We start from the raw sequence: 15856 nt of genomic DNA on the forward strand, positions 1-15856 counted from the left end.
GGCGGGCGAAGAAGCCTATCCGCGGCTTGGCACCTATGCGCAGATGAACCCGCCGATCCGCAGCGGCGCGCATCGTGACGGTCTTTGGCACTGGCTGGCGCAGGGCGTGCCCGATGTCATCGGGTCGGACCACGCGCCGCACACGATCGAGGAAAAGTCGAAGACCTATCCCGACAGCCCCAGCGGCATGCCCGGCGTCCAGACGCTGCTGCCGCTGCTGCTCGATCACATGCACCATGGGCGGCTGTCGATGCAGCGGCTGATCGATCTCACCTCGGCAGGCGCGCAGCGCATTTTCGGGCTGGTCGGCAAGGGACGGATCGCGGCGGGCTATGATGCCGATTTCACCGTGGTCGACCTCAAGAAAAAGTGGACGGTCACGCCCGACTGGCTGGAATCGCGTTGCGGGTGGAGCCCGTTCAGCGGGATGGAGCTGACCGGCAAGCCGATCGGCACGATCATCCGCGGACACCGTGTGATGTGGGAGGATAGCCTAGCCGGCAGTGCGATCGGCGAGCCGGTGCGGTTCGAGGCGACGGAATTCTAGCAGCGCAGGCGGATCGGGCTCACTCCGCGCCGGTGCTGAGCCCCAGCTGCGGGATGCCGACTGACCGCCGCCCGCCAAAATCGGCGCGCACGACGATGACGCCCTGCTTTTCCATATAGTCGATCAACCGCTTGATCCGGCCCGGTGAGCTGGTGCCATAGGCGCGGCCCAGCGCGGCGTCATCGGGGCAGGGCTGACCGTCCATCGCGGCGCGGGCGATCAGCAGGAACGGCGCATACATGTCCTGCGGCAACCGCGCTGCGGCATCGATCGCCGGTGCCCAGGCAGGCTCTGTCGGGTCGAAGATCCCGCCCCGCGCGAGCGCAAGGCGCTGACGGAAGCCTTCGAGATCCAGCGGCGCACGCACCAGCCGCTGCATGCGGCAGCGCACCGAGAAATCCTGGTACAGCAGGGCATCGGGCTGGGTTGCAGCGCTGGCTTCGGCCAGCATGTCGCGCAACACGGCAATGATCACCGCCTCGCTGTCGATGGCGTCGGCGGCGTCCTCTGCCTCCTGCCGTGCCACGAAGATGGCTGGCTGGGCGGCCATCGGCGAGGGCGTGATCGAGCTGATCAGATCGTCCGCCGCGATCGGCAACGGCCGGGGCGCGACGGGCATGGGCGCAGGCGCGGTTCCATCGTCGGCGAACAGCCGGTCGCGCAGATCGTCTGCCCCGGCCTCGGGCATCGGCAGCAGTGCATGGGTGCCGGTGCGCGAGAAGGTCCTGGTCGCGCCGATGCGGATCGCGACCGGGCGGCGCGAGATGGCAGGGCCCAGCCCGAGAAAACAGCCGCGTTCCAGATCACGAATCCGTTCGGCCTGGCGGCGTTCCATGCCCAGCAGATCGGCGGCGCGCGCCATGTCGATGTCGAGGAAGGTGCGGCCCATCAGGAAGTTGCTGGCCTCTGCGGCGACGTTCTTAGCGAGCTTGGCCAGCCGCTGGGTGGCGATGGCCCCGGCGAGGCCGCGCTTGCGGCCCCGGCACATCAGGTTGGTCATCGCCGAGAGGCTGGCGCGGCGCACCACATCTGGCACGTCGCCTGCAACCGACGGCGCAAACATCTGCGCCTCGTCGACCACCACCAGCGCAGGATACCAATGTTCGCGCGGGGCATCGAACAGCGCGTTCAGGAACGCGGCGGCACAGGTCATCTGCGCTTCGAGTTCCAGCGATTCGAGGTTGAGCACAACCGATGCGCGGTGTTCGCGGATGCGCGCGCCCATGCGTGCAATCTCGCGTTCGTTATAGTCGCCTGCATCGATGACGATGTGCGAATAGGCATCGGCCAGCGTGCCGAAGTCGCCTTCGGGGTCGATGATCACCTGCTGGACCAGGCCCGCGCTCTCTTCGAGCAGGCGGCGCAGCAGATGTGATTTTCCCGATCCGGAATTGCCCTGGACCAGCAGACGGGTCGCCAGCAGTTCTTCAATATCGATGCCGACAGGTCGCCCTGTCTCATCCAGTCCTATGTCGATCGATGCGCCCACGCGTTCGGCCCTATCGCCTTGTCCGGATGGTTGCAACCGGGCGGCGCCGAAACGAAAAAGGCCCCGCCGCGGGGCGAGGCCTTTCCGTATGCTGAGCCCGGCTGGTCGCCAGGCTATGCGGCAGTTCAGCCGTTCAGCTTGTCCTTCACCGCCTTTGCGGGGGTGAAGCCGAGCTTCTTGGATGCCTTGATGGTGATCGTCGCGCCGGTGCCGGGGTTGCGACCTTCGCGCTCCGGGGTCGACTTGACCTTGAACTTGCCAAAGCCGTTGATCGAGATTTCTTCGCCAGCGGCAGCCGCATCGGTGATGGCGGCAAATACGCCGTCGACCAGCTTGCGGGCATCTGCCTTCGTCAAGTCGTGGTCGCCAGCAATTTTGTCTGCAAGTTCAGCATTGTTCATGAGGAAACGTCCCTTCTGATTGGATTTCGGTTGCGGCGGTTTAGCGACAGTTTTTCGGTTCGTCACGAGGATTGCGGGAGTTTTCCCCCAAAATGAGGGAGATTGGCGGCAACTGAGAAACATTATCAATTATTATGATCGATTTAGTCAATTATTCTGTGCAAAAAAATCAGATAGCACGCGGATTGCCCTGCTCGTAAGGTGCGCGCGAAATCATCCAGAGTCGCTCGTGAACGGTGTTTTACGGAGTTCCAGCGGTCCAAGCGCAAGAGTGCCTCGACACTGCAGAGTGTCTCAAGGATGCGTTCGCCGGCAAATTCCAGAAAACTTTGGGCATGCTGCTGGTCGAAGCCCGATTTTCAGTTGAACGACAACTCGGCCTGCTTTGCGTGCTTCGGCGCGCGGAGCAGGCCATTTTTCTGCCTGCTAACCTCCGGCTGCCAACCATCGCAAGCGCCAGACCTGGCGCGTCGCCCGATCGCAACGGCCAATTGGTCAGCGCGTTTTCGGATGTCATGAACTGGGCCAGCGATCGACACCGCCGCGATGCTGCATTGACCGGCTCCTGAAAGCTCGACACCCCGTTTCGCGCGTATTGCTCATCGCAGCGCGCGCTGCCTTCGGCGTGTCTAATGGGGTTGGGGATACGGCATGCCCGGCCTGGGAGCGAACGTGCGCCGGCCATTTGCCGGGCCGTTCTGGTCAACAGATGGGCCCGGGTCGGGATCCGTGCTGACCTCACGCTGCGGCTCGGCCGGGATCATTGGGGCGCCGAACTGGATGTCGCCGGTTTCCTCTCCAAAGACCGATCGAGGCTGTGACGACGATACGACGGGCGGAACAGCCTGAACCACAGGGGGTGTGGACGGCGATGGCGTGGTGGCGCCATCGGCCTGAACCGTGCCAGGTGTGATCGATGATGCAAAGATCGCAGCGGCCAGCAATATCCCGCCCGCTCCCATCATGACCTGTTTCAGCATGCCAACGTTCCATCGCCTCAATTGCCGGTGCACCTGTGACAGCGATAGCAGGCGGGGGTTAACAGTCTGTTTGATCGTGCGGCCTGACGATGGACGGGCAAACGAAAATGCCGCCGGAAGCGCGTGTGCTTCCGGCGGCATGTCTTTCCTCCCCAGGAAAGCTCGTGCAATTTGTTCGACCTGGCAGTCTGGCTTTTGTCGCCAAGGGAGGGTGGCGGGATTTCCCCGCTCACCCCATCCTCTCCTGCTAGCTCGTCCGATAACTGTTCCGTGCGGATTAGCTGCGTGATGTGCGGATGGCAGCACAAATTGACAAGAAATCGGCGGAATTCGCGACGTGCACTGCCAAAATGCTTGTCAGTTTGTCACGATTGTTACAAAACGGGTTATGGCCGAACCCTCTCTTCACGCCGGGCCCGCGCTCCGTCGCCTGCGTCGCAATGCCGGCCTCACCCAGGCGGCGATGGCCGAGCGACTGGACATATCGCCCAGCTACCTCAACCTGCTGGAACGCAATCTGCGGCCGGTGAGCGCCCGGCTGATGCTGACCCTGGCCGAACGCTTCGATGTCGACCCGCGCGACCTGACAGGCGATGAGCCTGGCGGGGGTCTTGGCCCGATGCGGCGACGGCTGGGTGACCCGGCCTTTGCCGATCTGGGTATCGAACCGGGAGAGATCGAGGACTGGCTGGTTTCCTCGCCCGGTACCGCAGCGGCCTTCGCACGGTTGTACGACCGGCTTCAGGGCAGTGCGGGCGGGGTTGCGCAGCCGGGTGCGGTCGATGATCCGGTCGCCCGGGTTCGCGGTGAAATCGAGCGATGGCGCAATCATTTTGCCGATCTGGACCATGCCGCCGAAGCCCTGGCCGATGCACTGCGGCTGCAAAGCGGTGACCTGTATTCGGCGATATCGGAAAGGCTGCGGACGAAGCATCAGCTGTCTATCCGTATCCTGCCCGAAAACGTGATGCCGGGCCGGCTGCGGCGGCTGGATCTGCACGCCCGCCAGTTGCAGCTTTCCGAAATGCTCGACATGGCATCGCGCACCTTTCAGGCGGCCTATCTGCTGGGGCAGCTCGAGTTCCGGGCAGACATCAACGCGCTGGTGGCAGGCGCGCAGTTTGGCGATCGCACCGCCGAACGGCTCTACCAGCGGCACATCTTCAGCTATTTCGCTGCGGCCGTCATGATGCCCTACGGCCGCTTCCTGCGCGCCTGCGAACAATCGGGCTATGACATGCTGCTGCTCCAGCGCCGGTTCGGGGCGGGGTTCGAGCATGTTGCCCACCGGCTGACGACCTTGCAGCGGGTGGGCCAGCGGGGCCTGGGCTTCTTCATGATCCGTATCGACCGGGCAGGGCAGGTATCGAAGCGCTTTGGCGGGGCCAATCGCGCGCCGCTGGCCGATACCGAGGTGACATGCCCGCTTTGGCATCTGCACCAGGCCTTCTCGCGCCCCAGCCAGGTACAGGTGCAGCTGGTGGAACTGGAGGACGCCAGCCGCTGGCTGACGCTGGCGCGCAGCGTGCAGGGGGCAGGCTATGGCGCGGGCGGCACCACGGCAGAGTTCGCAATTGGCCTGGGCGTCTCGGTCGACCAGGCCGCGACGCTTTGCTATGCGCGCGGGCTGGACCTGAGCGCTGCGGGCGCGAGCCGGATCGGGCCGGGATGCGCGATGTGCAAGCGGGGCGATTGTCCGCAGCGATCGAAGCCGCCCCTCGGCATCCGCCTGAAATTCGACGACCGCGAGCGGGGGGTTACGCCGTTCGATTTCGTGACCGACTAACCAGCAGGCCGCGTGGCTCCAGCGTAAAGAGCTTCGACACTTCTGACGAAAAACCATCCGCTTGCGGCAGGGGTGGCTGTAAAATTAACCGACACTTGACGATTGCCGGGCTATAGCCGCAGCCATGTTCAGGCTGTTCAAACATTATGTGCCGCATGCGGTGCTGCTGCTGGGGTTTTTCGACCTGGCATTGCTGGGATTGGCGGCCGAGATCGGCTGGGTCTGGCGTGCGCATGAAATCGGCATGGAGATAGAGCCGCTGAGCCAGCGGCCGCTGCCCATCGTCACATTTGCCGTGCTGGTCCATATGGCGATGATCGCAGTGGGCGTTTATGGCCCGGATTCGCTGCAATCGCTGCGCTTTGCTGCGGCGCGGCTGCTGGTGGCCATCTCGCTGGGCGTGATCTTCCTGTCCGTCACCTATTTCATGCTGCCGGGCACCAGCCTGTGGCGATCGAACAGCCTGTACGCCATGGGCCTGTCGATCGTCTTTCTGATCGGCATCCGCATCCTGCTGGGCGGGCTGTTGGGCACCACGGCCTTCAAGCGCAGGCTGATGGTGCTGGGCGCGGGAAAGCGGGCGCAGCGCGTGCTGGACCTGTCCGAACGATCCGACGCCGGCTTCGTACTGGTCGGCTTCGTCGCGATGAACGATGGCGCGCTTGTCGTCGAAGAGGCGATCAACCGCGACGCGATCAAGAACCTCGCCAAGCATGTCGAGAACCTCAACGTCACCGAAGTGGTGCTGGCGCTGGAAGAGCGGCGCAACGCGCTGCCGGTCAACGATCTGCTGCGGATCAAGACGACAGGCGTGCATGTCAACGACCTGTCGACCTTTCTGGAACGCGAGACGGGCCGGGTCGATCTGGACACGGTCAACCCCAGCTGGCTGATCTTTTCCGACGGGTTTTCGGCAGGCCGCCGCATCTCGACCATCGCCAAGCGCTTGTTCGATCTTGTCGTGAGTTCGATCCTGCTTGCGCTGACCGCGCCGATCATCGCGCTGTTTGCGCTGCTGGTGAAGCTGGACAGCAAGGGGCCGGCATTCTTCAAGCAGGAACGGGTGGGTCTGTATGGCCAGCCGTTCGAGATCATCAAGCTGCGCTCGATGCGGACCGATGCCGAGATCGATGGCGCGCAATGGGCGCAGAAGGACGACCCGCGCGTCACGCGGCTGGGCCGCTTCATCCGCAAGGTGCGGATCGACGAGCTGCCCCAGGCGTGGAGCGTGCTGAAGGGCGACATGAGCTTTGTCGGACCGCGTCCCGAAAGGCCGGAATTCGTGGCCGACCTGGAAACCAAGATGCGCTATTACAACGAGCGCCACATGGTGAAGCCGGGCATCACCGGCTGGGCACAGATCAACTATCCTTACGGCGCATCGGTCGAGGATTCGCGGCACAAGCTGGAATACGACCTGTATTATGCCAAGAACTATACGCCGTTTCTCGACCTGCTGATCATCCTGCAGACGCTGCGTGTCGTGCTGTGGCCGGATGGTGCCCGGTGACGCAATGGCCAACTGGGCCGATATAAGCCTCTGGGCTCATTCCGGCGCTGCGGCGCTGACAATGCTGGTCGCCGTCTGGCTGCTGCGCCGTTGGGCGGGTCTGCGCGGGGCGCGTCCTTCGCTGGGCGATGCCGCACTGCTCCTGGCGCTGCTGGCAACCAGCCTGTGGGGCTATGCCGCTGCCAGCATGGGGCCTGCACATCCGATTGCCGGCCTATCCGAATCGCTTCGCAATCTCGCCTGGCTGGCGTTTCTGTTCCAGATGGTGCGCTCGGCCAAGGCGCAGCCGCGCACGGTGAGTGCCGTATACCTGGTGTTGATGCTGGTGCTCGTGGCGCAGCCTGTGATCGACGGCTGGATGGCCGCATCTGCCCTGCCAAGCAATCTGGAGGCCCTGGTCTTCGATGCTGCGATGCTGTTGCGGATGATCTTCGTCGTCGGGGCGCTAGTGCTGGCAAACAACCTCTACAGCGTAGCCGATGCCGAAACCCGCGCCAGCCTGCGCGTGCCGCTGACCGCGCTGGCGGCGATGTGGCTGTACGACCTCAACCTCTATGCCACCGGCTATCTCAACGGTAGCCCGAGCAGCGACATGCTGGCGCTGCGCGGCGTGCTGATGATCTTTGCGGTCCCCTTTTTCGCGCTTGCCGCCAACCGGGCCGGCGGGTGGAAGCTCACTCTGTCGCGCAAGATCGCCTATCGCTCGCTCTCGCTGTTCGCGATTCTGGGCTATCTGGTGACGATGATCGCGGTCGCGCAGATGCTGCGCGCAGTGGGCGGCACGCTGGCATCGGGCGCGCAGGTGCTGCTGGTGCTGGGCATGTCGCTGGCTGCCCTGATCCTGCTGCCGTCGGATCGTTTTCGCGCCTGGTTCAAGGTCAAGGCGACCAAGCATTTCTTCCAGCACCGCTATGATTACCGGGCCGAGTGGATCCGCTTTACCGAAACGATCGGCCGCCCCGGCGATGGCACCGCACCATTCCACGAACGCGTGATCAAGGCGGCAGCCGATATCAGCGACAGTCCCGCCGGGCTGCTGCTGGCGCCCGGCGACAATGGCCGGTTGCAATTGCAGGCGCGGTTCAACTGGCCAACCGCCGATGTGCCGGCACAGGCCTGTACCGCAGGCACGATCGGCTATTTCCAGGCGACAGGGCGGATCGTGGAGCTGGATGGGCTGCGTTCCGGGCATGATCGGCTGACCGATGTGCGTGCGATTCCGGACTGGATGCTGGCGGAGAGCAATGCCTGGGCGATCGTGCCGCTGGTCCATTTCGACCGGCTGGCAGGTCTTGTGGTGCTGTCCCGCCCGTTGGTGGAACGACGGCTGGACTGGGAGGATCTCGATCTGCTGCGTCTGGTCGGGCGGCAGCTCGCCAGCTATCTCGCCGAGGCGCGCAGCCAGGAAGCGCTGCGCGAGGCCGATCAGTTCGATGAGTTCAACCGCCGGATGGCGTTCGTCATGCACGACATCAAGAACCTCGTCAGCCAGCTCAGCCTGGTCGCGCGCAACGCCGAACGCCACGCGGACAATCCCGAATTCCGCGCCGACATGATCGTGACGCTGCAGAATTCGGTCGGCAAGATGAACACGCTGATCCGGCGGCTGACCGGCTATGCGCGCGCCAGCGGAGAGGCTGTGCGTGCCTTCGACGCCGAACGCCTGGTGCGTCATGTGATCGCCGAAAAGGCGCAGCGCCACCCGGTCATCGCCAGCAGCGCGCAGCGCTTGATGGTGATGGCCGACGCAGCCCAGCTGGAGCAGGTGCTGGGTCACCTGATCCAGAACGCGATCGATGCCAGCGAACCCGACACCCCGGTCTATGTCAGCATGGCGCGCGATGGGCTCAACGGGGTTATCGAGATCGTCGACCATGGCACGGGCATGTCGGCCGAATTCGTCCGCGCAAAACTGTTCAAGCCCTTCATCTCGAGCAAGGCCGACGGCTTTGGCATCGGTGCCTATGAAGCGCGATTGCTCGTCGAGGCGATGCACGGTCGTATCGAGGTCGAAAGCCGCGAAGGCGAAGGCAGTCGTTTCACCATCCATCTCCCGCTCGCCACCCGGATCGATGCCGACGAACCGGGTGCCCCGTCGCTGCAATTGGCTGCAAAGGTATCCTGACCGATGAATGATCTCACCCCCCAACCGGCGCTGAACGGCAGCGGCAAGGGTCCGTCCAGACTGCCCCGGCTGCTGGTGGTCGAGGACGATGCGGGGCTGCAGCGCCAGCTGAAATGGGCCTTTGACGATTTCGAGGTGCTGTGCGCCAGCGACCGGGCAAGCGCGATCGACCTGCTGCGCTATGAAGAGCCCGATGTCGTCACGCTGGACCTTGGCCTGCCGCCCGATCCGGACGGAGTGAGCGAAGGCTTTGCCACGCTGGCGGAGATCCTGCGGCTGAAACCCGATACCAAGGTGATCATCGCATCAGGCCATGGCGAGCGGCAGAGCGCGCGCGATGCGATCGCGCAAGGGGCGTATGATTTCTATCGCAAGCCGGTCGAGATCGACGACCTCGCACTGATCGTCCGCCGCGCGCTCAACGTCCAGCAGATCGAGCGCGAGAACGCCCGGCTCAGCCAGAAATCGGGCGAGGACCATACTGTGCTGGGCGGCATGATCACCGCCGATGCGCAGATGGTCAAGGCCGCGCGCACGATCGAGCGGGTGGCCAACACCAATGTCTCGGTCATGCTGCTGGGGGCCAGCGGTACCGGCAAGGAGCTGTTTGCGCGCGGGCTGCACGAAAAGAGCAACCGGCGCAAAGGGGCATTCATCGCCATCAACTGTGCCGCGATCCCTGAAAACCTGCTCGAATCCGAACTGTTCGGGCATGAAAAGGGTGCGTTCACCGGCGCGATCAAGACCACCATCGGCAAGATCGAGCAGGCCGAGGGCGGCACCCTGTTTCTGGACGAAGTGGGCGATATTCCGCTGCCGTTGCAGGTCAAGCTGCTGCGCTTTCTGCAGGAGAGAGTGATCGAGCGCGTCGGCGGTCGCAGCCCGATCGCGGTCGATACCCGTGTCGTCTGTGCGACCCACCAGAATCTGGAGAAAATGATCGCGCAGGAGCGGTTCCGCGAGGACCTGTTCTACCGGCTGGCAGAGATTGTCGTGACCATCCCGACACTGGCGGAGCGGCCGGGCGATGCAGCGCTGCTGGCGAAGCACTTTCTGGGGCGCTTTGCGGCGGAGATGAACCCTGTGGTCAAGGGCTTTGCCCCCGATGCGCTCAAGATGCTCGATGCCTGGCACTGGCCCGGCAACGTGCGCGAGCTGGAAAACCGCGTGAAGCGCGCGGTGATCATGTCGGAAAGCCGGCTGGTGCGGGCCGAAGACCTGGACCTTGAGCGCGCAGAGACCGAAACGCCCGAGTTCCTCAACCTCAAGGCGGTGCGGGAACTGGCCGACCGCAAGGCGATCCGCCACGCGCTGGCGCGCACCGAGGGCAATATCTCGGGCGCGGCCAAGCTGCTGGGCATCAGCCGCCCGACCTTGTACGATCTGCTCAGGCAATATGACATCCAGAGCTGAAAATACCCCGGGTCTGGCCCGGCGGCTGATGCTGGCGCTTGTCGCCGGTGCCTTGCTGCTGGGCGGTCCGGCAAGCCGCTTGCAGGCGGAAGATACTGGCGCAGCGCGCGAGGCGATGGCGCGCGCCGAGGCGCATCGTGCGCGCGGCGACAACCGCGCGGCGCGGATCGAGCTGATGAACGCGATCAAGGCCGCGCCCCGCCTGCCCGCTGCGCGGATGATGCAGGCCCGCGTGTTCCTGTCGCTGTTCGATGCGGCAGGAGCCGAAGGCGAACTCGCCCAGGCGCTGGAACTGGGAGCGGATCGCTCGCTGGTGCGGGCACCGATGGCAGAGGCGTTGCTGCTGCAGGGCCGTGCAGAGGCCGCGCTGGCCTGGCTCGGCGAGGGGCCGGTTCCCGCGCCTGATGCGGGCTATGCGGCGCGCACCTTGGGCCGGGCACAGCTGGCGCTGGGCGCGATGGACGCGGCACGCGCCGCCTTCGACCGGGCGCTCGAGTTCTCGCCCGATGACAGCCTGTTGTGGACCGATATCGCCCGCTTCCGCATTGCCTCGGGCGATCAGGCGGGCGGAATGGAGGCGGCGGATCATGCCGTCGCTCTCAATCCGTCCAATGTCCGCGCGCTGCAGCTGCGCGGCGAGCTGACCCGCAACCAGACCGGCCTTGGCGCCGCGCTGCCATGGTTCGAACGCGCGCTCGCGCTCGATCCTAATGATGTCAGCGTGCTGGGCGAATATGCCGCTACCCTGGGCGACATGGGCCGGATGCGCGCGATGCTCATGGCCGCGCGGCAGATCGTGGCGCTGCAGCCGGATAATCCGCGTGGCTATTTCCTCCAGGCGGTGCTCGCGGCGCGCGCAGGCAAATACAGCCTCGCACGTACCCTCATCCAGAAGACCGGCGGTGCGCTCGAGCGCGTACCTGCTGCGATGCAGGTCGAAGGCGTGGTCGAGTTTCAGCTCGGCAACTATCGCCAGGCCATCGACCGGTTCGAACGGCTGGCCGATGCCCAGCCGCACAACCGGCGTGCTGCCGAACTGCTGGCGCGGGCGCTGTATGCCGAAGGCGAGCATGAGACGCTGCTGGAGCGGTTCCGCCCGCAGGCTGATCACGCCGGGTCGAGCGCCTATATCCTGACGCTCGTCGCCCGCTCGCTCGAAGCAATGGGGGAAGGCAACGCCGCGCTCGAATATCTGGCGCGCGCTGCCGTGCCCGATACCACGCCCCTGCAGCGGCTGGATGAGGGCGATGAGCCCTGGTTGCTGGCCGAAGCCGCGCGCACGGCACCCCGCGACGCCCGCGCGGTGATCCCCTATGTCCGTATGCTGGTGGCGCGGGGCGATTTTCCGCTCGCTGCCGAGTTCGCCAAGCCGTTGGCCGACGGCAACCCCGGGGTGCCCGATGCGCAGATCTTGCTGGGTGATGTGTACCTGGCGTCCGGCAATGCCGCAGGCGCGCTGCCCTTGTACCAGCGTGCGGCGCAGATTCGCCTGGCGGAGCCGGTGGTCCGCCGCCTTTCGCTCGCGCTGCGCGAAACCGGACGCGGTGCTGAGGCGGACGCGCTGCTGCATAGCTTCGTCGACTACAGCCCTGCCAATACCGGTGGTCTCAGGTTGCTGGCCAACGCCTATATCGACCGGGCCAACTGGCCGGGCGCGGTCGCGGCGCTCACCGCACTGCACGCGCAGCTGGGCAGCAATCAGCCCGTGCTGCTGACCGATCTGGCGCTGGCCCGGCTGCGCGCTGGCGATCCTGGCATGGCGGCGCACGATTCGCGTCTGGCCTATCGCATCCAGCCCGCCAGCCCGCTCGCCGCCCACGTACGCGGCATGGCGCTGACCGCGCAATCCGACAGGCCGATGCTGGCGGTGGAGATGCTGGAAAAGGCGCAGGCGCTGCAGCCGCGCAACCCCTGGCTGCGTTTTCATCTGGCGCAGGCCTATGCTGCCGCAGGCAAGACCTCGCGCGCGATGGGCGCGTTGCGCGCCTCGCTGTCGCTCGGGGCCTTCCCCGAACGCACCCAGGCCGCCGCGATGCTGCGCGACTTGCAGGGCAGCAGCTAAGCCTTCGTGCACATTTTTGCCTGACCCTGCGCCATTTTGGGCTAAAGGGCAGGGATGACTGACACAGCCAACCCCCTTCTCGATACGCGCGCGCTGCCGCGCTTTGCCGAAATCACGGCCGACCAGATCGCGCCCGCACTCGATGTGGCGCTGGAACGTCATGCTGCGACCGTCGCGGCGCTGGTCCGCGACAAGCCTGCGACCTTCGCCGAGGCCTGGTTGCCGTTCGAGCGGGCTGAAGCCGATCTGGGCGCGATCTGGGCGGCAGTTTCGCACCTGCATGCGGTCGCCGACTCGCCCGAACTGCGCACTGCCTATCAGCAGGGCGAGGAGCGTCTTGTCACCAACGGCATCATGGTCGCGCAGAACCGCGATCTGTTCGACGTATTCGAAGCTTTGTCGAAAACCGCCGAGTTCTCCGCGCTCCCGCAGGCAGATCGCGTTGCCGTCGAACGCGCGCTGCGCGATTTCCGCCTCTCGGGCGTCGCGCTGGAACAGGCTGCGCGCGATCGGTTCAAGGCGGTTTCGGTCGAGATGGCCTCGCTTTCCAACGAGTTCGGCAGCGCGGTGCTCGATGCGACCGATGCTTGGGACGAGCTGGTCACCGACGAGGCGGACCTGGCCGGCGTGTCGGACACCGACAAGGCGATGTTCGCTGCAGCCGCTGCCGCCAAGGGGCTGACCGGCTGGCGGGTGACGCTGCAGATGCCCAGCGTCAACGCAATCCTGACCTTCGCCGAGAACCGCGATCTTCGCGCGCGCGTCTATCGGGCCTTTGGCACCCGCGCGTCCGACCAGGGGCCCAATGCGGGCGAGTTCGACAATTCGCAGCGCATATCGCGCATCCTTGAGCTGCGACGCGAAGCGGCCGGCCTGCTGGGCTTTGCCGATCCGGTCGAATGGTCGCTCGCCACCAAGATGGCATCGGATGGCGGCGCAGTGCTTGCCTTCCTGCGCGATCTGGCGGGCCGGGCGCGGCCTGCCGCGCAGCGCGACCTCGACGAATTGCGCGCCTTTGCCGCCGAGCAGCTGGGGATTGCCGATCTCCAGCCATGGGATGTCGGCTTTGCCTCCAACCGGCTGCGTCAGGCGCTCTATGCGGTCGACGAGTCCGAGGTCCGCGGATATTTCCCGGTCGAAAAGGTGATGGCCGGCTGGCAGATGCTGCTCGAACGGCTGTTTGGCATCCGGCTGGTCCAGCGCACCGACGCCTCGCTTTACCACGCCGATGCGCGGTTCTACGATGTCGTTGACGAGGCAGGCGAGGCGATCGCCGGGCTGTATCTCGATCTGTTCGCCCGGTCCGGCAAGCGCGGCGGCGCGTGGATGGGAGAGGCGCGCCCGCGTCGCAACGACGGCGACCACAGGCAATTGCCGGTCGCCTATATGGTGTGCAACTTCTCGCCCGCCAGCGCCGCTACGCCCTCGCTGCTGAGCCACAATGACGTCGGCACCTTGCTGCACGAGACCGGCCATTGCCTGCACCTGCTGCTCACCGAAGTGAACCGCCCCAGCATCGCCGGGGTCAGCGGGTTCGAATGGGATGCGGTCGAGCTGCCAAGCCAGCTGATGGAGGATTTCGCCTGGGACCGGCAGGTGCTCACCGCGATGTCGGGGCATTACCGCACTGGCGAGCCCTTGCCTGATGACCTGTTCGACCGGCTGGTCAAGGCGCGGCACTTCCAGGCCGGGATGTTCCTGATCCGCCAGATCGAATTCGCGCTGTTCGACATGCTGCTGCATCTGGGCACGATGGGCAGCGACCCCATCGAGGTGATCGAGGCGGTGCGCGACGAAGTGTCGGTGCTTCGCCCACCCGAATGGCATCGCTTCCCGCATGCCTTCAGCCATATTTTCGCGGGCGGCTATGCGTCGGGCTATTACAGCTATCTGTGGGCAGAGCTGCTGGCAGCCGACGGCTTTATGGCGTTTGCCGAAGCCGGGCTGCTCGACCGTGCGACCGGTGACCGGTTCCGCGCCGAGGTGCTGTCGCGCGGGGCCACACGCCCTGCTGCAGAGAGCTTCCGGGCCTTCCGGGGCCGCGATCCCGACCCGCAGGCGATGCTGGTGCGGCACGGGCTGCAGGATGTGGCTGAATGAGCGATCTGTGCCCGCGGGGCTGGCTGAACGATGCCGTCCGCCGGATCGAGGCGGATTATAACCGCTCCGCCGATACCCACCTGATCCGGCTCGATCTGCCGCGCTATCCTGGCATCACGCTGTATCTGAAGGATGAAAGCTCGCACCCGACCGGCAGCCTCAAGCACCGGCTAGCGCGCTCGCTGTTCCTCTATGCCCTGTGCAACGAATGGATCGGGCCCGACAGCTGCGTGATCGAGGCATCGTCGGGGTCGACCGCGGTCAGCGAGGCGTATTTTGCGCGGATGCTGGGGCTGCGCTTCATCGCGGTCGTGCCCGCGACCACGGCAGCAGAGAAGCTCGACGCAATCCGATTCCAGGGCGGCGAGATCCACATGGTCGACGATCCGCGCACCGTCTACGATGTCGCGCACCGGCTCGCGGCGGAAACCGGTGGCCATTATCTCGACCAGTTCACCTATGCCGAGCGTGCGACCGACTGGCGCGGCAACAATAACATCGCCGAGAGCATCTTCGCGCAGATGGCGCAGGAAGAGCACGCGATACCCGACTGGATCGTATGCGGCGCTGGCACAGGCGGCACGTCTGCCACGATCGGCCGCTATCTGCGCTATCAGCGCTTTGCCACGCGGCTGTGCGTTGCCGACCCCGAGCATTCGGTGTTCCACCGGCATTACCATGACCGATCGGCCAAACTGCTGCCCGAGGGTTGCGCCAGCCGGATCGAAGGCATCGGTCGCCCGCGCGTCGAGCCCAGCTTTGTCCCCGGCGTCATCGACCGCATGATCGCGGTCGACGATGCTGCGAGCATCGGCGCCATGCGCGCCCTGTCCGACCGATTGGGGCGCCGTGTCGGCGGATCGACCGGCACCAACCTGGTCGCCTGCGCCGCGCTGATCGAGGAGATGGCAGCGGCGGGCGCAAGCGGCAGCATCGTCACCCTGCTGTGCGATGGCGGCGACCGTTATGGCACGACCTATTACGACGATGCCTGGCTGAACGGCAGCGGGCTCGACTGGCAACCGGACGCGGCACGGATCGGCACGCTGCTGGGGCCGGATAGCCAGCATAACCACAAGGGATTTGCGCGATGCTGATCGGGATACTGGCCGCCATTTCAGCTGCACTGGCCGTGGCGGCGGGCGCGTTCGGCGCGCATGCGGCAGCGGGCGAACAGCAGGCCGAATGGCTGCGCACCGGCGGTCTGTATCAGTTGATCCATGCCGTCGCCGCGATCGCGATCATGGGTGTTGCGCGGGGGCCGGCACTACTGCTGCTGGCGGGCTCGGCGATCTTTGCGCTGACGTTATACGCCATGGCGCTGGGCGCGCCGCGCTGGTTGGGGGCGGTGACGCCGATTGGCGGCACGCTGCTGATCGGCGGATGGCTGTGGGCGGCGTGGATGTACGCCAAGGCCTGAGCCATCAAGAACCACCACCATCC

13 protein-coding genes are annotated in these 15856 nt (G+C 65.4%); 10 read left to right on the plus strand and 3 right to left on the minus strand.

Translation table 11 applies throughout. The features are described 5' to 3' along the window. On the plus strand, positions 1-547 hold a 547-nt coding region (locus D618_RS0113935; protein WP_017672143.1), incomplete at its 5' end, for an amidohydrolase family protein. Positions 548-566: 19 nt separating this feature from the next. On the opposite strand, the gene D618_RS0113940 is transcribed toward D618_RS0113935, so the two are convergent. Together D618_RS0113940 and D618_RS0113945 are read right to left on the minus strand one after the other, a co-directional pair. Further along, complete coding sequence (locus D618_RS0113940; RefSeq protein ID WP_017672144.1) at positions 567-2036, minus strand: ATP-binding protein; 1470 nt, start codon at positions 2034-2036, stop codon at positions 567-569. Positions 2037-2161: 125 nt separating this feature from the next. Next, on the minus strand, positions 2162-2437 hold the full coding sequence (locus D618_RS0113945) for an HU family DNA-binding protein (RefSeq protein ID WP_017672145.1): 276 nt from the start codon (positions 2435-2437) through the stop codon (positions 2162-2164). Positions 2438-2772: 335 nt separating this feature from the next. Here D618_RS0113945 and D618_RS0113950 point away from each other — a divergent pair, with 335 nt between their 5' ends. Next, on the plus strand, positions 2773-3006 hold the full coding sequence (locus tag D618_RS0113950; protein WP_017672146.1) for a hypothetical protein: 234 nt from the start codon (positions 2773-2775) through the stop codon (positions 3004-3006). Between the two features lie 60 nt (positions 3007-3066). Here the strand turns inward: D618_RS0113950 and D618_RS18510 are convergent, their stop codons facing one another. Then, on the minus strand, positions 3067-3417 hold the full coding sequence (locus D618_RS18510) for a hypothetical protein (RefSeq protein WP_040370824.1): 351 nt from the start codon (positions 3415-3417) through the stop codon (positions 3067-3069). Between the two features lie 388 nt (positions 3418-3805). Here D618_RS18510 and D618_RS0113955 point away from each other — a divergent pair, with 388 nt between their 5' ends. From D618_RS0113955 to D618_RS0113990, 8 genes are all read left to right on the plus strand, one after another. Next, positions 3806-5203, plus strand: a complete 1398-nt coding sequence (locus D618_RS0113955) for a helix-turn-helix transcriptional regulator (RefSeq protein WP_017672147.1) — start codon at positions 3806-3808, stop codon at positions 5201-5203. Positions 5204-5327: 124 nt separating this feature from the next. Continuing rightward, positions 5328-6713, plus strand: coding sequence for a TIGR03013 family XrtA/PEP-CTERM system glycosyltransferase (locus D618_RS0113960; RefSeq protein ID WP_017672148.1), 1386 nt, complete (start codon positions 5328-5330; stop codon positions 6711-6713). 4 nt (positions 6714-6717) lie between these two features. Then, positions 6718-8838 (plus strand): XrtA/PEP-CTERM system histidine kinase PrsK, encoded by a 2121-nt coding sequence (gene prsK, locus D618_RS18515; RefSeq protein WP_081590544.1) that lies wholly within the window; start codon positions 6718-6720, stop codon positions 8836-8838. Positions 8839-8841: 3 nt separating this feature from the next. Continuing rightward, positions 8842-10251, plus strand: coding sequence for a PEP-CTERM-box response regulator transcription factor (gene prsR / locus D618_RS0113970; RefSeq protein WP_017672150.1), 1410 nt, complete (start codon positions 8842-8844; stop codon positions 10249-10251). Further along, on the plus strand, positions 10235-12313 hold the full coding sequence (locus tag D618_RS18520; protein WP_152414750.1) for a tetratricopeptide repeat protein: 2079 nt from the start codon (positions 10235-10237) through the stop codon (positions 12311-12313). Before prsR ends, D618_RS18520 begins: the two co-directional genes overlap by 17 nt. Positions 12314-12367: 54 nt before the next feature. Next, positions 12368-14413, plus strand: a complete 2046-nt coding sequence (locus tag D618_RS0113980; RefSeq protein WP_017672152.1) for a M3 family metallopeptidase — start codon at positions 12368-12370, stop codon at positions 14411-14413. After that, on the plus strand, positions 14410-15510 hold the full coding sequence (locus tag D618_RS0113985) for a PLP-dependent cysteine synthase family protein (RefSeq protein WP_017672153.1): 1101 nt from the start codon (positions 14410-14412) through the stop codon (positions 15508-15510). Before D618_RS0113980 ends, D618_RS0113985 begins: the two co-directional genes overlap by 4 nt. Continuing rightward, positions 15507-15833, plus strand: a complete 327-nt coding sequence (locus tag D618_RS0113990) for a DUF423 domain-containing protein (RefSeq protein ID WP_026091685.1) — start codon at positions 15507-15509, stop codon at positions 15831-15833. Before D618_RS0113985 ends, D618_RS0113990 begins: the two co-directional genes overlap by 4 nt. The last annotated feature ends 23 nt before the right edge of the window (positions 15834-15856 follow it).

This window comes from Blastomonas sp. AAP53, from assembly GCF_000331245.1.
Classification (GTDB): Bacteria; Pseudomonadota; Alphaproteobacteria; order Sphingomonadales; family Sphingomonadaceae; genus Blastomonas.